Source organism: Pseudomonas rubra (assembly GCF_028656935.1).
In the GTDB taxonomy this organism is placed as follows: domain Bacteria; phylum Pseudomonadota; class Gammaproteobacteria; order Pseudomonadales; family Pseudomonadaceae; genus Aquipseudomonas; species Aquipseudomonas rubra.
The window spans coordinates 15,779-38,840 of the sequence record NZ_JAMDGZ010000007.1; the positions used below are offsets into that span (position 1 = coordinate 15,779).

General features: G+C 63.4%; 7 protein-coding genes. 6 read left to right on the plus strand and 1 reads right to left on the minus strand.

The window, feature by feature from the left end:
- Positions 1 to 53 precede the first annotated feature (53 nt).
- Together M5G17_RS03295 and M5G17_RS03300 are read left to right on the plus strand one after the other, a co-directional pair.
- Positions 54 to 9,164, plus strand: a complete 9,111-nt coding sequence (locus M5G17_RS03295) for a DUF4347 domain-containing protein (protein ID WP_273891585.1) — start codon at positions 54 to 56, stop codon at positions 9,162 to 9,164.
- 54 nt (positions 9,165 to 9,218) lie between these two features.
- Positions 9,219 to 10,694, plus strand: coding sequence for a TolC family protein (locus M5G17_RS03300; RefSeq protein WP_273891586.1), 1,476 nt, complete (start codon positions 9,219 to 9,221; stop codon positions 10,692 to 10,694).
- A gap of 282 nt (positions 10,695 to 10,976) precedes the next feature.
- On the opposite strand, the gene M5G17_RS03305 is transcribed toward M5G17_RS03300, so the two are convergent.
- Entirely contained in the window at positions 10,977 to 11,498 is a 522-nt protein-coding gene (locus M5G17_RS03305; RefSeq protein WP_273891587.1) for a GNAT family N-acetyltransferase, read from the minus strand.
- 215 nt (positions 11,499 to 11,713) lie between these two features.
- Between M5G17_RS03305 and M5G17_RS03310 the strand changes: the two genes are divergently transcribed.
- From M5G17_RS03310 to M5G17_RS03325, 4 genes are read left to right on the plus strand one after another with little or no spacing between them, the layout of a single operon-like run.
- Entirely contained in the window at positions 11,714 to 18,409 is a 6,696-nt protein-coding gene (locus M5G17_RS03310; protein ID WP_273891588.1) for an Ig-like domain-containing protein, read from the plus strand.
- Positions 18,409 to 19,683: a TolC family protein gene (locus tag M5G17_RS03315; protein WP_273891589.1), complete on the plus strand. Its 1,275-nt coding sequence runs from the start codon at positions 18,409 to 18,411 to the stop codon at positions 19,681 to 19,683. Before M5G17_RS03310 ends, M5G17_RS03315 begins: the two co-directional genes overlap by 1 nt.
- Positions 19,673 to 21,844 carry a type I secretion system permease/ATPase gene (locus M5G17_RS03320; protein WP_273891590.1) on the plus strand — a complete coding sequence of 724 codons (2,172 nt, stop codon included), beginning with the start codon at positions 19,673 to 19,675 and terminating at the stop codon, positions 21,842 to 21,844. Before M5G17_RS03315 ends, M5G17_RS03320 begins: the two co-directional genes overlap by 11 nt.
- Positions 21,834 to 23,021 (plus strand): beta-barrel domain-containing protein, encoded by a 1,188-nt coding sequence (locus M5G17_RS03325; protein WP_273891591.1) that lies wholly within the window; start codon positions 21,834 to 21,836, stop codon positions 23,019 to 23,021. Before M5G17_RS03320 ends, M5G17_RS03325 begins: the two co-directional genes overlap by 11 nt.
- Positions 23,022 to 23,062: the final 41 nt, after the last annotated feature.

Genomic DNA, 23,062 nt, shown 5'->3' on the forward strand with positions numbered 1-23,062 from the left:
TTTTGCCGTGTTGCCCGGTTGGGGCAGAACGGTGGCACACCAGGAGGTGCAACGTGAAGTTCATCGAGCGATTCTTGCGTCAGCTCGCCCAGCAACCACAGACGAGCGCTTCTAGTCAGGCGCCGTTGCTGATGGCCCTTGAGCCTCGAATCATGTTCGATGCTTCTGTGGGCGCCGTGGCCCAGGAATCCGTGGTCCAGGCAGACGCCGAGCCGGCCAAGGACAGCACCTCCGCAGTTGAAACCAGCAAGATACCAGCGGCCAGCGCCGATTCCCGTGGCCAGCAGGGGGCGCAACGCCAGGACGTGGTGTTTGTCGATGGCCAGGTCGGCAAGGTCGGTGAGCTGCTCGACGGCCTGTCGGGCCACGCCGAAGTAGTGATCCTTGATCCAAGCAAGGACGGCCTGCAGCAGATGGCTGACTACCTCAAGGGTCGCGAAGGCCTGGACGCCGTTCACTTACTGTCCCACGGTGCTGCTGGCACGGTGCAGGTGGGTGAACTGTGGCTCAACAGCAGTAATCTGGTTGAGCACCGCGCCGCACTTGAAACAATCGGCTCGGCGCTCAAAGCCGATGGCGACCTGATGCTCTACGGTTGCCGTGTCGGTGATGACAACAGCGGTAAGGCATTCATCGATAACTTGGCGAGCATCACCGGCGCAGATATCGCGGCCTCGACTGACGACACCGGCGCCCAGGCCCTTGGCGGCAATTGGAGCCTGGAGGTGAGCAATGGTGTCATTGAGACCCACGCGCTAGGCAATGAACTGAGCGGTTACAAGGGCCTGATGGCGGCCAGTTTCACGGGCGGGCCGAATCCTACCGCACCCACGTTGGTGACCTTGCCGAAAATGGTGGTTGGTGACTTCAACAATGACGGTCGCGATGACATTCTCTACCAGACCAGCGGCGCCGCCAGTGCCTGGAAGTTTGCCGCAGGCAACTCCGACGGCACGTTCACCATCGTTGACCAGGCGTTCTCGCCTTTTTCCAATGTTTCACTGATCGATGCCACCGCGACCAGCACCAACTACTACACGGCTGACTTCGATGGCGATGGCGACATCGACGTGCTGGCGTCCTTGAACACCGGGCCAGGCACCACGCTCTACCGTAATGACAATGGCGTATTCAGCGCGGAGCAAGTGACCAGTATCACCGGCGCGCTACGCGGTGTGCGGATGGTGGTCGGCGATTTCAACGGAGACCGCGCTGCCGACATCCTTTACCAGACCGGCGACAACAGCAGTCCCTGGAAATACGCGCTCAACAGTGGCAATGGCACCTTCACCGAGATGGACCTCAGTGCATCGCCGTTCAATGGCCTCACCTTCAGCGACTACAGCCAAATCAACTATCGCGTAATTGACTTCGACGGTGACGGGGATCTTGACATCCTCTACTTCCTGAATGGAACCAGCGGCAAATATTATCGCAATGACGGTTCGAATTTTACCATGGGTTCAACCACCGGCTTCCCATCGCCTGCGTTCGGCCCACGGGTGCTGGTGGGGGATTTCGACGGTGATGGTGACGCCGATTTCTTTTACCAGCAAGGCGCCAACGGCACCGAGTGGAGCTACGCCGAAAACCTGGGTAACCAGACCTTCGATGTGAGGGCACGGGCATCGTCACCTTTCGCTGGCCTGAGTATGGTCGACTTCAGTAGCTTCAACTTCCGAACCGGCGATTTCGACGGCGATGGCGACCTTGATGTTGTCGCCAGCAAGGCCAGCACTCCGGCCACCGTCTTCTACCAGAGTGGCAGTCCGCCCACACTGGTCAGCGCCACTCCGGCGGATGACAGCTTGAGCGTTTCCCCATCAGCCAACATTGTCCTGACCTTCAACGAAAGTGTGAGCAAAGGCACCGGTAACATCTACATCGTACGCACTTCCGATGGGGCCGTGGTGCAAACCATCGCCGTGGGCAGCGCGGCGGTCACCGGTTCAGGCACCACGTGGACCATCAACCCTCCGACCGACCTGGCCCAGGGCACCGCCTACGCGGTGCGCTATGACAAGCAGGCGTTTGCCGATGCTGATGGCGTAGTGTCCAAGGGTATCTATGACAACACTACGCTGAACTTCACCACCCTCAGCAATGCCGCACCGGTTATCAGTGGCCTCAACGGCGACAGCGTCACCTATACCGAGGACGGCGGCGCCGTGATACTCGATGCTGGCGGCAACGCCACGGTCACCGACGTTGACTCAGCGCACTTCAATGGCGGCACGGTCACGGTGGCAATCACCGCCAACAACATTGCCGGCGACGATGTTCTGAGCCTGCACAACCAGGGCACTGGTGCCGGTCAGATTGGTCTGTCTGGCAGCAATGTCACTTACGCAGGCGTGTTGATCGGCACCCTGTCTGGTGGCAGCGCAGGGGCTAACCTTGTGATCAGCCTCAATGCCTCGGCGAACGCTGCCGCGGTGTCGGCATTGCTGCAGAACCTGACCTACCGCAATAGCAATGGCGTCGATACCGGTTCGCTCGCTCGTACGGTCGAGATCCGGATCACCGACGGCTCTGGCGGCACCAGCATTGCGTCCGGTGTCAATGTCAGCATTGTTCCGGTCAATGACGCGCCCACCGCCAGCGCTACGGGCGGTACCCCGACCTTCACCGAAGGCGGTGCGCCGGTAGACCTGTTCAGCGGCGTGACCCTTTCTACCGTCGAGGCCGGGCAGTCCGTCAAGCAGTTGACCTTCACGGTCAGCAACGTGATCAATATCGGCAACGAGCGCTTGACGATCGACGGCACGAACGTCGATTTAATCAACGGTAATGCCGGTACCACATCCGTGAATGGCCTGGCCTTCACGGTCTCGCTCAGCGGCTCGCTGGCGACTGTAACCCTGAGCAAGGTGGGTGGCATCAGTACCGGAACGGCCCAGACGCTGATTGACGGCATGACGTACAGCCACCTCAGCCATTCGCCGGACACCAGCAGCCGGACGGTGACCCTGACCAGCATCAGTGACACTGGCGGCACCTCCAACGGTGGTGTGGACACCACGAGCCTGGCGATTTCCGCTACGGTGGCGGTAGTGGCGATCAACGATGCGCCCTTGCTGTCGGGCGGGCCTTTCGTGTTGCCGGGCACCAATGAAGACACCGTGTCTACTGGCCAATTGGTCTCGACGATCCTGGCCGGGCTGAGCCACAACGATGTCGATGCTGGCGCGCTGTCGGGCATCGCGCTGACGGCGTCGAGCGGCAACGGAATTTGGCAGTACTCCACAGATGGGACGACCTGGAACAATGTCGGTACCGTCTCCAGTGTCTCCAGCTTGCTACTGTCCTCTACCGCCTATGTGCGTTTCCACCCCGATGGTTTCAATAGTGGCAGCGCCAGCCTGAGCTTCCGGGCCTGGGATCAAACCAGCGGCAGTGCATCCAGCAACGCGGTGCGTAATTTTGCCGACACCACCAGCAGCGGTGGCACTAGCAGCTTTTCGGTCGGTATCGCGCAGGCCCAGATCACCGTTACAGCCGTCAACGATGCGCCGAACCTTACCCCGGTCGGGCCTGTGCTGGGCGGTATTACCGATGGCCAGGTCAACAATGCCGGGCAGACGGTTGGCAGTTTCCTCTCCGGGGTCACCGACGTGGACACGGGCGCGCTGAGCGGTATCGCCATCACGGGGGCTAGCAACGGCTCCGGGATCTGGCAGTTCAGCACCGACGGCACCTCGTGGAACGATATCGGCAGTGTGGCCGGCGACAGTGCCTTGCTGTTGCGCAGTACCGACAGGGTCCGCTTGGTACCGGACGGTGCAACGAGCACCGTGGCGACCTTGACCTACAAGGCTTGGGACCAGACCGGCGCGTCGGCAGGGCAGCAAGGTAGCAAGGTCGATACCTCGGTTGCCGGTGGCAGCAGTGCCTTCTCCACCAGCACTGATACGGCAAGCATCACCGTCACCGCGACCAACGATGCACCGAGCGTGGTAACCAGCGGTGGCAGCGCGACGTTCATCGAAGGCAACAATGTCTCCTCGACACCGGTGGTAGTCGACAGTGGCCTGACGTTGAGCGACACCGACAATATCACCCTGAGCAGTGCGACCGTCAGCATCACAGGCAACCTGCACACTGGCGAGGACATCCTGGCCTTCACCGGCAACCCGGCGACCACGGGCAATATCAGCGCCAGTTACAACACTGCCACCGGCGTGCTGACGCTGACCTCCGCTGGAGGCACCGCGACCTTGCTACAGTGGCAGGAGGCATTGCGTTCGGTGATCTACAGCAACGCGAGCGATAGCCCGAACACCGCCAGCCGAACGCTGAGCTTTGTGGTGAACGACGGCAGCCTGGACAGCCTGGCCGCCACGCGTGTAGTCACCGTGACTGCGACCAATGACGCCCCCGTACTCGGCACAAGCGCTGGCAGTACGTCCTATGTCGAGAGCACGGCGCCTGTGCGGGTGGACAATGGCCTGAGTCTGAGCGACCTCGACAGCGCTACGCTGACCAGTGCCACCGTTGCCATCACCGGCAATTTCCACTCCGTTCAGGACCGCCTCGGGTTCTTGAACAATCCGGCGACCATGGGCAACATCAGCGCCAGTTACAACACTGCTACCGGCGAGCTGACGCTGACCTCTGCAGGGGCGATAGCGACCCTGGCGCAATGGCAGGCAGCGTTGCGTTCGGTTGAATACAGCAATAGTTCCAGCAACCCCGATACCGGGGCGCGGACCCTTTCGTTTACGGTCAATGACGGCCACGACGTCAGTAACATCGCTACCAAGGTAGTCAACGTCGTAGCGGTCAACGACGCTCCAGTGATTCTTGCCCCTGGCTCGATCACTGTTATCGAAGACACGACCACGGCCCTGACCGGCATTGTGTTCAGCGATGCCGATGCCGGCAGTTCGCCGGTCACCGTGACGTTGTCGGTGCCTGCCGGCCTGCTTCATGGCACTAGCGGCGCAGGTGTCTTGGTCAGCGGCTCGGGTACTGGCACCCTGGTGCTAGTGGGCAGCCTCAGCGATATCAATACGCTCATTGGCACCGGCAGTCTGACCTATACGCCCGCAGCCAATGCCACTGCCAACGTGACGTTGTCGATGAACATCGACGATGGTGGCCACAGCGGGACGGGGGGCGCGCAATCGGGCAACAGCACCCTGACGCTGATGGTTACAGCAGTCAACGACGCTCCGGTGAACCAGTTGCCGACGGGCCAGATAGTCAACCAGGATGGCACCCTGACCTTCAACAGCAGCAACGGCAACCTGATCAGCATCAGCGATGTGGATGCGGGGAGTAATTCGCTGCAAGTCACCCTGCTGGTCACCCATGGCACATTGACGCTTTCTGCTGTTTCCGGTTTGAGCTTTATTGTTGGCAGTGGAAGCGGCGATACCACGATGACGTTCGTTGGCAGTCTGGGCAGCATCAACGCAGCCCTCAACGGTATGAGCTTTACGCCGATCGCAGGCTACAACGGCGCTGCCAGCCTGCAGGTTATCAGCAACGACCAAGGCAGCAGCGGTACTGGCGGGGCGCTGACCGATAGCGACACCCTGGCGATTACTGTTGCCGCACTCAACCCACGGGTCATCAACGTTGATGCACCCCTCATGAACGGCGGTTTCAAGGTTGGCGATTCCATCTACATCGTCCTGACCTTCGATCAGGCAGTCTTTCTCAGCGCGGACACTCCCACCTTGCTGCTGGAAACCGGGGCTGTCGACCGCACCGCCACCTATTACTCGGGCTCGGGCAGCAACGCCCTGGTCTTCAAGTACACGGTGCAGGCGGGCGACCAGAGTGCTGACCTTGACTACACCTCCTCGGCAGCCTTGTCGCTAAATGGCACCACCCTGCGCAGCGCAAGCCAGCAGGATGCGCTGTTGACGCTACCGACGGCGGGCTCGGCCCACTCGTTGGGGGCAAACAACAATATTGTCATCGATGGGATCGAACCGGTCATCAGCAGTGTTACCGTGCCTGGTAACGGTACCTATGTCGCCGGACAGAACCTGGACTTCACTCTCAACCTCAGCGAGGCGGTAACCGTCGCCGGCGCACCACGCCTGGAGATTGTCCTGGACACTGGCGGTACGGTCTACGCCGACTATGTCTCGGGCTCGGGCACCAGTGCGCTGGTGTTCCGTCTGAGCGTGACCAGCGGGCAACTGGACAGCAACGGCATCAGTGTCGGCAGCAGCCTTGACCTGAACGGTGGTGCTGTGCGCGACAGCATTGGCAACAACCTGGACACTAGGCTCAACAACGTGGCCAGCACCATCGGCGTGCGCGTCGATGGCGTGGCGCCGCAGCCTGGCACGCTCGTCGCCATCGACAGCAACCCGACCAACGCCGGCTCGGTCCGCTACACCGTGACCTTCAGCGAAGCGGTCAACGGTGTGGACACTTCGGACTTCACACTGGTGTTCACCGGTAGCGTAAGCGGTAGCATCGCCAGCGTAGTGGCGGTCGACGCACGCACCTATACGGTGCTGATCAACGGCCTGACGGGGGACGGTACTCTGGGCCTGAACCTCAATGACAGCGGCACGGACATCACCGATGCGGCCGGGAACATCTTGGCCGCAGGCCTGACCGGTACGCTTTACAGTATCGACCGAGTTGCGCCGAGCATTGGCTCGATCGACGTGCCGGCCGCCGGTGCCTACAACGCGGGCGACGTGCTGCGCTTTACCGTCAACACCAGCGAAGTGGTCAACGTCACCTTCGCACCGTGGATCATCGTCAATATCGGTGGCCGCGACGTCACCGCTCGCTACGTGTCCGGTACTGGCAGCAATGCCTTGGTTTTCGAGTACCAGGTGCAGGTAAACGACAACACCACACTGATCGCTGGCGTCCAGGTGGTAGCGGTCATGGCCATGCCGTCGTTCCATGACCAGGCCAACAACGCGATGGACCTTACGTTGAACAACGTAGGCAGCACGGCCGGAATCGTGGTCGACACTGTCGACCCGAGGGTGAGTGCTATCACCCCGTTGACCCCCGGGCCGAGCAACGCGAGCAATGCCACTTTCAGCGTCAGTTTCAACGAAGATGTGAGCAACGTCAGTGTCGAAGACTTCACCTTGCTGGTGGGTGGCAACGTCCAGGGGCGCATACTGAGCATCACTGCCCTGGACGCGCGTAACTACCGGGTCGAAGTGGGCGAGCTGACGGGAACTGGTGACATTCGCGTGGCCATCGCCAGCGCTCGCGACATCATTGACGTCGCCGGCAACAGTGTGGCCGCTGGCACGCAGAGCGCCGCCTTGCAGATCGATCGGACAGTCCCTACGGTCACTGACGTGCAGGTGCCGGCGGCCGGCAGTTACAAGGCCGGTGAGCTGCTGCGTTTTACCGTCAGTGCCAGCGAGCCGGTCATCGTTGATACCCGCGACGGTACGCCGGGGCTATTGCTGAACATTGGCGGTAGCAACCGGTATGCCACCTACGTTTCCGGCTCCGGAACCGGGCAACTGGTGTTTCAGTACAGTGTGCAGCAGGGCAACAACGATGCCGATGGTATCCAGCTCGGCAGCAGCCTGGCGCTCAACGGTGGTGCGATACGCGATGCGGCGGGCAACGATCTGAACCTGAGCCTGAATGGCGTGCACAGTACCGCGTCGGTACGGGTCGATACGCAGGCTCCCCTTGCGACCGAGATCGTTCGAGTCGATGTCAACCCCACCAACAGTAGCTCGGTTCGCTACACCGTTAGGTTCGACGAGGGCGTCAGCGGCGTCGACATGGCCGATTTTTCCCTGATCTACACGGGCAGTGCCGCAGGCCGTATCAGTAGCGTGGCTCAGGTTGACGACCGCACCTACACAGTTCTGGTCGAGAGCTTGAGCGGTGTTGGCAGTGTACGCCTGGATCTTAAAGGCGTGGGCACCGGTATCATTGACGCCGCCGGCAACGCAATAGGTGGCGGCATTGAAGGCAGCGCCTACAGCATCGACCGGGTCGCTCCCAAGGTAACTGGGGTAGAAGTCCCAGCCGCAGGCAGCTATGTGGCCGGACAGGGACTCGACTTCACCGTGCGCCTGGACGAGGTGGTTCTGGTGGGCCCTGGCCCTGGTCTGCCGCGCCTGAGCGTAACCCTGGATAATGGCCAGGTTGCCTATGCCGACTATGTGTCAGGTTCAGGCAGCGATACCCTGGTGTTCCGCCTGGTCATCAGCCCAGGCCAGCAGGCCAGCAATGGCCTCAGGTTATCGACCGGTATCGATCTGCAGGGAGGCACACTGCAAGACGTGCGTGGCAATGATGTGCAGACGGCGCTGAGCAACGTGGGCAGTACGACGGGCATTTCTGTCGATACGCGCGCGCCACAGCCGGTGCAGATCGTGCTGGACGGCCCGGCCGTAACCCAGGACAAGACGTTGAGCTACACCTTGACCTTCGACGAGCCGGTCAGCGCGGTGGATGTCACGGACTTCAGCCTGCATGGCGGAGCCAGTGGTGTGGTGCAGTCAGTGCTGCAGCTGGACGAGCGGACCTATCGCGTGACGGTGGCTAACGTCAGCGGCCAGGGCAGCCTGGGGCTCAGCCTCAATGCCCAGGGCAGCGGTATCCGCGATGCGGCTGGCAATGCACTGACGTTGTCGCTGAGCAGTGCGTCCTATCAGATACTGAGCCAGGACGTTGGTGATCTGGAATACCGGACCAACCCACCCGTAAACAGCGGGTCTCCAAGCAGCCCTCTACTGCAGCCGCAGGTGCCACCGGTGCCGGCGATACCCACAGCCTCGCCGTTAGTGCCAAGCGGCTTGTTCGAGCATGAGACCTTGGGTAGCGGCATCGATACGCTGGGCAATATCTTTATCAACAACGGCATCAGTGCACCGAGCTACATCGCTCAAGTTTTTGCCAGCAGCGACCAAGGCGCCAGTTCTGCTGGCGGCATTGGGTTCGCCGGGGGAGAGGGTGGCGTTTTTGGCAGCAGTACCCTCGCAAGCCTGTTTGCGCGGCAAGCGGTGCAGGAGGGCGAGTCGATGCGTGTATTCGACGGCAAGCAGTGGCGCACCACCGACCCTGCGCAAGGCTTGCGCGCAGTGTTTGGCGCCGCCTCGCTGGAGCAGCAGTTGCAGAATATCAAGGACGCCGAACAGCGTCCTGTACGCGAATTGGCCATGGCTCTGTCACAGCCGACACAGATCGGCAATCGGGCCTGAAGTTTCAGCACCTATTCAAAGATGATCGAGCCGCACCAGGGGGGCGGCCCAAGGATGAAAAATAGTCAGAAACTCTTCAGTGCCAGCTTGCTGGCGCTTGCAATCAGCGGATGTGCGGTGACCAGCGAACCGATCGACCGCAGCCTCAGCGAGGCGCGGGCGCGCACTGACCTGGTCAGCATGTTCAAGGACCAGGAACCGCTGAGCGGTCCCTTGACCTTGCACCAGGCCATGGCGCGGGCGGTGAAGTACAACCTCGAGTCGCGCCTCAAGGTCATGGAAGAAGCCCTGGCCAAGCGCCAGGTCGACCTGGCGAGCTTCGACATGTTGCCGCGCATGGCCATGGAAGCCGGTTATGCCGGGCGCAACAATGTCAGCGCCTCGAGCAGCCAGAGCGTGCAGACCGGTACCCAGTCCCTGGAACCTTCGACCTCCCAGGACCGCGACCGCGAAGTGGCGGACCTGACCATGGTGTGGAACGTGCTCGACTTTGGTGTCAGTTACGTCAGCGCCAAGCAGCAGGCCGACCAACGCTTGATTCTCCAGGAGCGGCGGCGCAAGGTCATTCACACCATTACCCAGGACGTGCGCTCGGCGTACTGGCGGGCCGTGGCGGCGCAGCGCCTGCTGACCCAGATCGACAGCCTGATGGGGCGTGTGGCTGAGGCTCGGGACAACAGCCAGCACATGAGCAGCCAGCGCATCGGCGACCCGGTGCAGTCGCTCAGCTACCAGCGCGCTCTGATCGAGGCCACCCGCCAGCTCGAAGAGCAGCGCCGCGCCTTGTCGCTGGCCAAGACTGAACTGGCGGCCTTGATCAACCTGCCGCTGAATACCGAGTTCACCCTGGCGCCGGAAGCAGGCTATGAGGTACCGCAGTTCAAGGGTGATTTCACCCGCCTGGAACAACAGGCCCTGGCCAGCCGTCCGGAGTTGCGCGAACAGGATTACCAGGCACGGATCAGTGCTGCGGAAACCCGCAAGGCCATGCTGCGCTTGCTGCCGGGCCTTGAGTTCTCGGCCGGTGGGCACTACGACAGCAACTCCTTCCTGGTCAACCAGAGCTGGGCGGACTACGGCGTCAAGGTGACCTGGAACCTGTTCAACGTGTTGTCGGCCCCGGCAGCCATCAAGGTCGCCAAAGCCGGTGAAGACGTTGCGGCGGCGCGGCGCCAGGCCATGTCGATGGCGGTGCTGGCGCAGTTGTATGTGGCCAACGCCAACTACAACGAGGCGGCGCGCCAGTTCCGCACCAGCGAAGAGCTGGCGGCACTGGACGGGCAGATCGCTGAGCAGTTGCGCAACCGCTACCAGACCCAGAACATCGGTGAGCTGGAGTTGATCCAGGGCGAGCTGAACAACCTGCAGACGCAGTTGAAACGTGACCTGTCGTACGCCGAGTTGCGCAATGCCTATGCGCAGTTGTACGTAAGCTCGGGCACCGATTTGTTGCCCGATACGTTGCCGGATGGAAAGTTGGCGACGATTGCTTCGGCATTGCAGAGCAGCGAAGCGCGCTGGTCGCAATAAGCATCAGCATGAAGTGAGACGTGCTGATCACCGTAGCCGTGCATGTAACCCGGGGCGGTACTGTAGACCGGCGCGTAATCCAGATAGGCGGAGTTGACCCACACGACTACGCCGACGTGCTCGATCAGTAGCGTCTTGAGTTGCGTGACCCAATCTGTACCGATCGGCAATCGTGCCACATACGCACCTAATGCTTTGCAAGCACGAGTTGCGCCGCCAGTTGCAACTGATCGGCAAGCAAGAAGCGCTTTTACGTCAGGCCGAACGCGCGAGCGCACAGGCTCAGGACAACGGCTGAAGGGGCAGGCGCATAGCGCAGCGGGTGCTCTTGAGCTGCAGTTGTTCGCGCCTGAGCTGCTGGCTCAGGGCTGGGTTGAGCTGTGTTTCAGTGAGCAGTTCAAAACCCAGGCGCGCATAGAAGGGCGCATTCCACGGTACCTGCGCGAAGGTGGTCAGGGTCAAGCCCTGAAAGCCCTGATCGCTTGCCCACTGGCGGACTGTGGCGATCAGTCGGCGACCCTGCCCCTGGCCCTGAACCGGCTGTGCAACCGACAGCTCATGGATGAACAGGTCAGTGCCCGCTGGGGTAACACAGATAAACCCCTGGGGCTGGTCGTGTTCGTCAGTCAGCAGCCATTCATGCCCCGCTTCGATGAACCCCAGATGATCCTCAAGGCTCATGACCGAGCCACGGGCAATCCACTCAAGGCCGGGATGTTCGAGGAAGGCCTGCGCCGCCGAGCGCTCGATGGCCGGGAGCAGGGGCGCCTCTTCAGTGCGCGCAAGGCGGATGCTCAAGGACATGATGGCAACTGTGCTAAGTGATGCCGCAGTGTGGCCAATTGCCGCTTTTTGCGCAACAGCGTCCGCGCTGCAAGCCTTTTGGACTAACGCCAAAAACGTTTAAGCGCGCTTAGGTATTAAGCCTAAAGCCAGAATCGTTTTTTTTTGCAGAACTGCTATTCATTCAGACAGCAGTGTGACCCTTCGGTCAACTATAGGCAAAAGGACTGTCTAGCATGTCGATTCAGGCACAGATTTCCCCTCTCAATCAAAATGTCTCCTCAGCTGCCGTCCTTGAGGTGCCGGACAAAGGCATTCTCACGCTCAGCGAAAGCAGTGAAGTTGCCCTCGACATCAACCCCGAAGCGGTCGCCAGCTATTCGAAAAGCGATGCGGACCTGGTGGTGCAACTGAAAAATGGCGAAAGCATTCGCGTCGCCAATTTCTACGCGCCTGGGCAAGCGCCCAGCGAGCTGTTTCTGGTCCAGGAAGGCAAGCTGGTGGCGGTTAGCCTTCCTCCGGTCGCTGCGGACGGTGTGCTGGCGGCGAGCTACGTCGCTCAGGAAAGCGTAGCGGGTTTTGACTCGCTGACCGCCGCCGGTAGTGCTGGTGCCGGCGCCGGAGCAACCGTTGCCGGGTTGGGGATGGGCGGTATGTTGCTGGCCGGCGCTGCGGTAATCGGCGCGGGCGTGGCGATCTCCAACAGCAGCGGTGGCGGCGGTGGCGGTGGCGGGGGAGGAACACCACCGGCGGACACCACCGCACCCGCCGGCGCGAGCGGGCTTCAGGTGGCCCCTGACGGCAGTAAATTGAGCGGTAAGGCGGAGCCAGGCGCCACGGTCGGGGTCGATACCAACGGTGACGGCAAGGCCGACGCCAGTGTGGTGGTCGGCGCCGATGGCAACTTCCAGTTGCCGCTGAATCCACCATTGACCAATGGCCAAACCGTGACCGTAGTGGTCACCGATCCGTCCGGCAACAGCAGCCCGGCGATCCAGACCAAAGCCCCGGACACCACCGCACCGGCAGCGGCAACCAATGTCCAGGTGGCTGCCGATGGCGCAAGCGTCAGCGGCAAGGGTGAGCCGGGCGCAACTGCAGGTATCGACACCAATGGCGATGGTAAACCCGAGGTGAGCGTGGTGATCGCGCCCGACGGCACCTTCCAGGTCCCGCTGACGCCGCCGCTGACCAACGGCCAGACCGTGACCGTGGTGGTTACCGACCCGTCCGGCAACAGCAGTACGGGTGTCCAGACCAAGGCTGCGGACACCAGCGCGCCGGCGCCTGCGACCGAGGTCGAAGTAGCGGCCGATGGCACCAGCGTCAGCGGCAGGGGCGAGCCGGGTGCACGGGTCGGGGTCGATACCAATGGCGATGGCCAGCCCGATGTGACCCTGGTGATCGGCGCCGATGGCAATTTCCAGGTCCCGCTTAACCCGCCGCTGACCGATGGCCAGACCGTAACGGTGGTGATCACCGATGCGGCCGGCAACAGCAGCCCTGGGGTGAGTGTCCAGGCGCCGGACTACCCCGATGCCCCGCAGGTCAATGCCAGCAACGGCAGTGTGCTGTCGGGAACTGCCGAACCCGGCATCACCCTGGTAATCACCGACGGCGACGGCAACCCGATCGGCCAGACCATGGCCGATGCCAGCGGCAACTGGAGCTTCACCCCGAGCACCTCACTGGCCGATGGCACCGTGGTCGTTGTGGTCGCCGAAAACGCCAATGGCCATAGCAGCCCGCCGGCCAGCACGGTGATCGATGCCGTGGCACCCACCGCGCCGCTGGTCAATCCGAGCAACGGTGCGTTGCTCAGCGGTACTGCTGAAGCTGGCGCGAAAATCTTGCTCAGCGACGGCGACGGCAACCCGATCGGCCAGACCATTGCCGACGCCAACGGCAACTGGAGCTTCACCCCAGGCATTGCGCTGCCCAACGGCGCGCAGGTCAACGTCGTAGCCCAGGATCCGGCCGGCAATACCAGCGGCCAGAGCAGCGTCAGCGTCGATGCAATCGCACCAGCGGCGCCCACGGTCAATCCGAGCAATGGCAGTAGCCTGGGCGGCACGGCCGAGGCCAACAGCAAGGTGATCATCACCGACGGCAGTGGCAACCCGATTGCCCAGGTCACGGCCGATGGCAGCGGCAACTGGAGTTACACGCCAGGCACGCCGATTGCCGATGGCACAGTGATCAAGGTGCTGGCCCAGGACGCGGCCGGCAACAACAGCGCGCCTGCCACAATGACCGTCGACAGCTCGGCACCCGCGGCTCCGGTGCTCGACCCGAGCAATGGCAGCAGCATCAGCGGCAGTGCCGAAGCCGGCGCCACGGTGACGCTCAAAGATGGCAGCGGCAATCCGATTGGCCAGGTCACCGCCGATGGCAGTGGCCACTGGAGCTTCACCCCTGCAAGCCCGCTGCCCAATGGCACGGTCGTGGTAGCCACGGCCAGCGACGCGACCGGCAACAGCGGTACGCCCGCGACGACGACCGTGGACAGCGTGGCCCCGGGCGCACCGCTGATCAGCCCGAGCAATGGCGCAACCGTCAGCGGCACCGCCGAGGCCGGAGCCAAGGTGGTCCTGACTGACGGCGGCGGCAACCCGATTGGCGAAACCACCGCCGATGGCAGTGGCCACTGGAGCTTCACCCCCGCAAGCCCGCTGCCCAACGGCACGGTGGTCAATGCCACCGCCACCGACCCGGCTGGCAACACCAGCGGCCCGGCCAGCGCAATCGTCGACGCTGTCGCCCCGCCTGCACCCACCGTTAACCTGAGCAACGGCAGCAGCCTGAGCGGTACGGCCGAAGCCAACAGCAAGGTGATCATCACTGATGGCAGCGGCAACCCGATTGCCGAGGTCACTGCCAATGGCAGTGGCAACTGGACCTACACCCCAGCGTCACCGATCGCCAATGGCACCGTGGTCAATGTGCTGGCCAAGGATGCCGCCGGCAACAGCAGCGCCCCTGCCACGGTGACCGTCGACAGTTCGGCGCCTGCCGCGCCGATTATCAACCCAAGCAATGGCGTCGTCATCAGCGGCAGCACTGAAGCCGGCGCTACCGTGACCCTGACCGACAGCAGCGGCAACCCCATCGGGCAGGTCACCGCCAATAGCAACGGCAACTGGAGCTTCATCTCGGCAAGCCCGCTGCCCAATGGCACCGTGGTGATTGCCAAGGCCACCGACCCGACCGGCAATACCGGGCCACAGGCGGCAACCACAGTCGACATCGTCGCCCCCGGCGCACCGGTGATCAGCCCGAGCAATGGCGCAACCGTCAGCGGCACCGCCGAGGCCGGGGCCAAGGTGTTCCTTACCGATAGCGGGGGCAGCCCGATCGGCGAAACCACCGCCGATGGCAGCGGCAACTGGACGATTACGCCCACCAACCCGCTGCCCAACGGCACCGTGGTCTATGCCGTGGCCCAGGACCCGGCTAGCAACATCGGCCCGCCGACAAGCATCACCGTGGATGCCCTGCCGCCAGCGGCGCCGGTGGTCAACCCGAGCAACGGTAATACCGTCAATGGCACCGCCGAGGCCAACAGCACGATCACCCTCAAAGATGGCAGCGGCAACCCGATCGGCCAGGTCCAGGCCGACGCCGGCGGCAACTGGAGTTTCAGCCCGGGTGCGCAGTTGCCCAACGGCACCGTGGTCAACGTCACCGCCACTGACGCGGCAGGCAACACCGGCGCGCCAGGCTCCACCACCATCGATACCTCGCTGCCGTCGATCCCGCATGTCGATCCCAGCAACGGTGTGTTCCTCAGCGGTACGGCGGATGCGGGCAATACCATCATCCTGGCCCAAAGCAATGGTACCCCGATCGGCCAGGTGACGGTCGACGGCAGCGGCAACTGGAGCTTCATCCTGGGCGCGCCGTTGCCTGACGGCACAGTAGTCACAGTCATTGCGCGCAATCCCACAGGCACTGATAGCGCCGCGGCGGTTGCCACCATCGATAGCGTCGCACCGGGCGCGCCGGTGATAGCCGCCAGCAATGGCGCCGAGATCAGCGGTAGCGCCGAAGCGGGGGCGACCATCATCCTGTCCGATGGCGGCGGCAACCCGATTGGCCAGACCAGCGCCAATGGCAGTGGCCACTGGAGCTTCACCCCAGGCAGCCCGTTGCCCAACGGCACCGTGGTCAATGCCGTGGCCAAGGATGCGGCAGGCAACACCAGCGGGCCTGCCAGTACCACGGTGGATGCCTTGGCGCCGTCAGTGCCGGTCATCAACGCCAGCGCTGGCGTGGTGATTACCGGTACCGCCGAGATCGGTGCGAAAGTCATCCTCACCGACGGCAGCGGCAACCCGATTGGTGAAACCACAGCCGATGGCAGCGGCATCTGGAGCTTCACCCCAGGATCACCGCTGGCCAACGGCACGGTGGTCAATGCCGTGGCCAGGGACGCCGCCGGCAATACCAGCGGGTCGATCAGCACCACTGTGGACTCGGTGGCACCGGCTGCGCCGGTTATCAACCCGGTCAACGGTACACTTGTCACCGGTACATCGGAAGCGGGCGCCATCATCACCTTCACCTACAGCAGCGGACAGCCGATGGGGGGGACGATTGCTGACGCTAATGGTAACTGGAGCTTCCTCCCAGGTATTGGCTCATTGCCCCACGGCCAAGTGTTCACCGCCGTGGCCAAGGACGCCGCCGGCAATACCAGTGCGCCCGCCACCGCTACTGTGGACGCAATGCCACCTGCCGCGCCGATAGTCAACCCGACCAATGGCAGCGTGCTTGCCGGTACCGCGGAAGCGGGTGCCAAGGTCACCCTTACCGACGGCAGCGGCAACCCGATTGGCCAGGTCAACGCCGATGGCAGCGGCCACTGGAGCTTTACCCCGGCCAGCCCGTTGCCCAACGGCACCGTGGTCAATGCCGTGGCCCAGGACATTGCTGGCAACAACAGTGCTCCGGGCAGCACCACGGTGGATTCGCTGGCACCCGCCGCGCCGGTCATCAACGCCAGCAATGGCGCGGTGATTAGCGGCACCGCCGAGATTGGCGCGAAAGTCATCCTCACCGATGGCAGTGGCAACCCGATTGGTGAAACCACGGCCAATGGCAGTGGCGCCTGGAGCTTCACCCCGGGCAGCCCGTTGGCCAACGGCAGCGTGGTCAACGCGGTGGCCGAAGACGCCGCCGGCAACGACAGCCCGCCGGCCAGTACCACGGTCGACAGCGTCGCCCCGGCAGCGCCTGTGCTGAACATCAGCAGCGATGGCGCCTTGCTCAGCGGTACCGCCGAGGCCAACAGCCAGGTGCGTATCGTGATCAATGGCGACAGCGCCAACCCGATCACAGTCAACGTCGATGGCAGCGGCAATTTCAGCTTGCCCCTGGCACCGGCGCTGACTGCCGGTCAGCCGGTGTCCGCGGTGGCCGTGGATGCCGCTGGCAACCTCAGCGGCCCGAGCAGCGTCACCGCGCCGGACCTGGCGCCACCGACCCTGAGCGTGGCGGAAGCGGCCGACACCTGGATCAACGCTGCCGAAGTTGCCGACGGTATCCAGGTCAGTGTCGCGGTACGGCCGACCCTGCAGGTCGGCCAGGTGATCACCGTCAACTTTAACGGGCAGAACGGCTATCTGGCCCAGGCCAGCCATACCCTGACCGCCGGTGACATCACTGCCGGCACCGTCAGCGTGACCCTCAACCCGTCGGGCGGGCCGTTTCCCCAAGGCGCCTCGACCATCACCGCCGACATCAATGGCGGTACCGCGTCGACCCCGGTGGCCTTCACCATCGACACCGTGCCACCGGCGACCCCGGTGCTGTCGCTGGTGGGCAACCTGCTGACCATCTCCACCGATCCCGGTACCGAATTGACGGTGACCCTGACTGTCGGCGGTGTGACCGGCACGGTTATAGTGACCGCCGATAACAGCGGCCTGGCGTCGCTGAACCTGCTGACCGACCTGGACATCGACTTCAGTTGGAACCAGTTGCTCAGCGCCCAGGTCTCGGTGGTGGGCCGCGACCCGGCCGGCAACCCGAGCAACGTTGCGACCCTTGCGGTAGGGACCGGTATCGAACAGCCAGTGACCATCGGCGGTTTTGCCGTCGATGTCAGCCTCAACCCGTTGAACCCGCGCTTTGGTTTTAGCGGCAACACAGAGGTGGGTTCGAGCCTGTTGATTCGCGTCATCACCCCGGCGCTGGACGTGCAGTTGTTGCCGATTCTCGCCGACGGTAGTGGGCATTTTGCCGTGAACCTGCTGAGCCCGACCATCCTCACCCAACTGGGGCTGAACATCACCGACATCCTCAACCTGGGCTCACAGATCTCCTTCAACGTTGTCGCCACCGACAGCCAGGGCAACGAGAGTGCGGCCTATGGCATCAGCCTGTTGCCCAACGGCTTGTCGTCGATCATCGGCCAGATCAATGTCAACGGCACCGCAGGCGACGATGTGATGGCGGCGGTCAATGGCAGCGCCGAGCACCTGAACGGCGGCAACGGCAGCGACCTGATCTTCAACGTCGGTGCTGGCGATCATGTGGCGGCCGGTGATGGCAACGACACCATCCAGATCACCGCGACCAACTTCGTCAACATCGATGGCGGGGCAGGTTTTGACACGCTGTTGCTGGCCAATGGTATCGACCTGGACTACAACGCCGTCGGCGTCGGCACCCTGAGCAACATTGAACGGGTCGACCTGGGCAAAGGCGATGCGGGCAGCGTGCTGACCCTTACCGCCGCGGAAGTGGGGCTGATCACCGATGCCAACAACACCTTGCAGATCACTGGCGAAAGCAACGACACACTGAATGTGGTGGGTGCGCTCAACACGGGTACCACGCAGACAATCAATGGCCTGGTGTATGACGTCTACGCATTTGGCGTCAACACGCTGCTGGTGGAGGAAAACACGGTTCAGGTCGTGGTTTGATGACGGCGCGCCAGCAGTACGCGCGCAAGGGACGGCGGCACGCGCAAGTAGCCTTGGGGCTGCTTGCGTTGGGCTTGCCGATGGTTACGCCAGCCATGCCATTGGACCAGGCGGTCCGGGCCGGGCTGGCCATTCACCCCGAGGTGCGTTCGGCGATGGCTGAAGCCGATCGCGCCGGCACAGAAGTGGAGATTGCCAAGGGCGGCTATTACCCCTCGCTGTCGATGTCCGGCGGGCCCCAGGAGTTTGATTTTGGCGAGGTGGTTTATGACCTCACCGCGTCGCAGATGCTCTATGACTGGGGCCGGGTCAACAGTAAGGTCGACAGTGCCAGCGCTAACCAGCGCAAGCTGTCGGAGGCGGTGTTGGTGGCCCGTGATGATGCGGCGCTGGATATCGTCGAGACCTACCTCGACGTGCTGGCAGCCGAGCGCCGGGTCGAGGCGGTGCGCACGCACCTGCAGCGCCTGGGCGGTATCCGCCAAATGACCGAAGACCGCGGTGGCGATGGTTATGCCGACCGCAGCGAACTGGACCGCGCCAACCTCGAACTGGCACGGGCCCAGGAGCAGTTGGCACTGGAGAAGGGCAACCTGCAGGACGCGCGCAACCAGTACCTGATTCTGGTCGGCCAGGAGCCGGATACGTTGAGCGACCCCGAACCGATGTCGCTCAAGCGCTACCTGGCCAGCAGTGACCTGACCCGGGTGATTCACGACGCGCCCTTGCAGCGCAAGGCCCTTGAAGACGCCAACGTCGCCGAGGCCCAGGTCCGCGAGGCCAAGTCGGCGTTGCTGCCGCAACTGAACATCGAGGCCACAGCCTTGCGCCGGGAGGTCGGCGGGCACCCGGAAAGCGACTCGGTGGTGGCCTTGCGTTTGCGCATGGACACCTTCCAGGGCTTGTCCAACTTCCGCCGCCCGACGGCTGCCCAGCAACGCCTGGAGTCGGCGCGCTTCAGTGCCGACGCCATGCAGCGCGATATCCGCCGGCAACTGCAAACCCTGTTCGACAATGGCGAAACCCTGGGCTGGCGGGAGCAAGCCTTGCAGGTGCAAGTGACGGAGTCGGCGCAGGTCAGCGAGCTGTACCGCGAGCAGTTCGAAGTGGGCCGGCGTGACGTGATCGACCTGCTCAGCGTGCAGCGCGAACGCTTCGAGGCCGAGCGGCAATTGATCAATCTGCACATCGAACGCAAGCGCATTGAATACCGGGCGGCCGCTCAGGTCGGCTTGTTGGGCCCACTGGTGGAGAATCGGTTGAATGGAAGCTGAGAACAGGATTGCCAGTAAGGTCGTCGCGCTCAATCACGAGCCGGGCAACGATCCGCTGCGCCAGGGTCTGCTGTTGTTGTGCCGGCAACTGGGCCGCCCGCTGGGCGATGCCGAACTGGTTGATGGCTTGGCGCTGGAACACGGGCGCCTGCCGTTGCGCCTGGTAGCGCGGGCGTTGCGCCGCGCCGATATCACGGCACGGGTCGATCAGTTGCCCTTGGCGCAGATGGACAACTACCTGCTGCCGGCGCTGCTGTTGCTCACGGATGGGCGCAGCCTGGTGCTGGTCAAGCTCGAGGATGAACAAGCCCAGGTCCTGGTGCCGCAAAGCGATGGCGGCGTCGAGTGCCTGGCGCTGAGCGAGCTGGCGGCGCTGTACAGCGGCACGGCAGTGTTCGCCAAATGTCGTTTCCGGCCGGACGAGCGGGTAGGGGACTACGCCCGGGCGGTGCCCGAACACTGGTTCTTCGGCCCGCTGAAAAAGCTCTGGCGCTCCTATGCCGAAGTGGCTGCCGCAGCCCTGATGGCCAACGTCCTGGCCATCGCCTCGGCGCTGTTCGCCATGCAGGTGTATGACCGGGTGGTGCCCAATGCAGCCTTCGACACCTTGTGGATTCTGGCCGGTGGCGTGGCCCTGGCGATTGTCCTGGACGGTGTGCTGCGGATCATGCGCGGGCACCTGCTCAACGTGCTGGGCAAGCGCCTTGACCTGCAACTGTCCAGCCTGCTGTTCTCACGCGTGCTGAGCACGCGGATCGCCGCCAAGCCTGCCTCGATGGGGGCGTTCAGCACCCAGGTCCGCGAGTTCGAGTCGGTCCGCGAGTTTTTTACCTCGTCCAGCGCCGCGCTGATCAGCGACCTGCCGTTCGTGGTGGTTTTCTTGCTGATCATCGCCCTGATCGGCGGCCAGGTGGTCTGGGTGCCGATTGTCGCCTGCGTGCTGATGGTGTTGCCAGGGCTTTTGACCCAGCGCCTGCTCGGCCGGCTGTCGCGGCAGAACCTGCGCGAAGGGGCAATGAAGAACGGCGTGCTGCTGGAAGCCTTCGAACACCTGGAAACGGTCAAGGCCAGCCGCGCCGAAGGCCGTTGCCTGCAGCAATGGGAAAGCCTGACCGGCGAGTTGTCGAGCACGGCGATGAAAACCCACGCCCTGGCCTCGACCCTGAGCTATGCCTCGAGCATCGTCCAGCAGCTGTGCTACGTCGGCGTGGTGGTGTTCGGCGTCTATCGTATCAGCGAAGGGGCGATGACTGTCGGCGCCCTGGTGGCTTGCTCAATCCTTGCCTCGCGGGCGATCGCGCCGCTGTCCCAGGCTGCGGGCATTCTCGGCCGCTGGCAGCACACCAAGGTGGCCATGGAAGGCCTCGACCAGTTGATGGCCGCCGAACAGGAACGGCCCAAGGGCAAGCGCTTCGTACACAAGCCTCAGCTGCGTGGCCACTATCGGCTTGAAGGCGTGCGCCTTAGCCTCGGTGATGGCCCGCCGGTGGTGGACATCCAGGCCTTGAACATTCAGGCCGGCGAGCGCGTGGCGTTGCTGGGCGGCAACGGTGCAGGCAAGTCGAGCCTGTTGCGTTTGCTCAGCGGCTTGCTCGATGCCCAGTCCGGGCGCCTGCTGCTCGATGACGTCAGCCTCAGCCAGATCGACCCGGCCGACCGCCAGCGCGGCATTGGCTACCTGCCCCAGGAAGTGGCGTTGTTCCAGGGCAGCCTGCGTGACAACCTCAACCTGGAGAACGCCGCCCTGAGCGACGATGAACTGTTGGAAACCCTCGATGGGGTTGGCCTGGGTGCATTCGTGCGCGGCCATTCGTTGGGCCTGGACCTGCCGATCCAGGGCAACGCCAGCCTGTCCGGCGGGCAACGCCAGGCCGTGGGCCTGGCCCGGGTGCTGCTGCAAGACCCACCGATCCTGCTGTTGGATGAACCCACCGCAGCGTTCGACCAGACCAGCGAAAAACAGGTGCTCGACTACCTGCAGCACTGGCTGGGCAAACGCACGCTGGTCATTACCACCCACAAGAAGAGCATGCTCGCCCTGGTCGAACGCGCGGTGGTATTGCGCCAGGGTAGGGTGATCATGGATGGTCCGCTCGAGCAAGTGGTGCAGGGCAGCCAGGTACAGGCGCCGCAGGCCGCAGGAGGTGCACATGGGCTCTGAACGCAAGGCGGCCAAACTGCGCCGCGAACTGGCCGACCCGCTGCTGGCGGTCACTCACCCGGTCTATCGGCCACTGTTGTGGCTGTTGCTGGCCTGTATCCTGATTGCCATCGCCTGGGCAGCCTGGGCCGAACTTGACGAGGTTACCCGTGGTGATGGCCGGGTGGTGCCGTACAGCCGCATCCAGAAAATCCAGAGCCTGGAGGGCGGCATCCTCGACCGCCTGCTGGTCAAAGAGGGCGACCTGGTCGAGGTCGGCCAGCCCTTGGTACGCCTGGATGAAACGCGGTTTCTTACCACGGTCCAGGAATCGACCAACCAGGCTGACGGCTTGCGTGCAGCGATTGCCCGCCTGGATGCCGAAGTGCTGGGCAAGGCGCACATTGACTTCGGCGCCGACGTCGATGCCGACAGCCCGCTGGCACGCTCCGAACGCGAGCTGTTCAAGTCGCGGCGCGACAAGCTGGTGGAAAACACCCGCTCGATCCAGGCCCAGGTCCGCCTGGCCCAGAGCCAGCTCGACCTGGTGCGGCCGCTGGTGGCCAAGCGGGCGGTGAGCCAGATGGAGGCGCTCAAGCTCAGCCAGGACATTGCCACCCTCAACGGCAAGCTCACGGAGCTGAAAAACACCTACTTCCAGGACGCCTACACCGAACGCTCGCAACGCAAGGCCGACCTCAGCGCCCTGGAGCCGATCATCAAGCAGCGCCAGGACCAGCTGCGCCGCACCGAGATCCTGTCGCCGGTGCGCGGGCGGGTCAATACCGTGCTGATCAACACCCGTGGCGGGGTGATCCAGCCGGGCGAAGCGATCATGGAAGTGATTCCGGTGGAGGAGCGTCTGCTGGTCGAGGCCAGGATCAAGCCCCGTGACGTGGCCTTCCTGGTGCCTGGCATGCCGGCCAAGGTCAAGATCACCGCCTATGACTTCTCCATCTATGGCGACCTCAAGGGCACCCTGGAACAGATCAGCGCCGATACCATCGAAGAAGACACCCCGCGCGGCAAGGAGTCGTACTACCAGGTGTTGATCAAGACTGACGGCAGCGTGCTCAAGCGCGGCGATGAAGTACTGCCGATCATCCCCGGCATGGTCGCCGAGGTGGATATCCTCAGTGGCAAGCGCACCGTGCTGAACTACCTGCTCCGGCCGCTGGTCAAGGCGCGGCTGTATTGACGCTCGCTTCGCGGGGCAAGCCCGCTCCCGCAGTTGCGGCC

Bases quoted from the DNA above. Each gene is read 5' to 3' on its own strand.
- M5G17_RS03300 (WP_273891586.1), top strand. From the start codon at position 9,219: ATGAAAAATAGTCAGAAACTCTTCAGTGCCAGCTTGCTGGCGCTTGCA.
- M5G17_RS03305 (WP_273891587.1), bottom strand. From the start codon at position 11,498: ATGTCCTTGAGCATCCGCCTTGCGCGCACTGAAGAGGCGCCCCTGCTC.
- M5G17_RS03315 (WP_273891589.1), top strand. From the start codon at position 18,409: ATGACGGCGCGCCAGCAGTACGCGCGCAAGGGACGGCGGCACGCGCAA.
- M5G17_RS03320 (WP_273891590.1), top strand. From the start codon at position 19,673: ATGGAAGCTGAGAACAGGATTGCCAGTAAGGTCGTCGCGCTCAATCAC.
- M5G17_RS03310 (WP_273891588.1), top strand. From the start codon at position 11,714: ATGTCGATTCAGGCACAGATTTCCCCTCTCAATCAAAATGTCTCCTCA.
- M5G17_RS03325 (WP_273891591.1), top strand. From the start codon at position 21,834: ATGGGCTCTGAACGCAAGGCGGCCAAACTGCGCCGCGAACTGGCCGAC.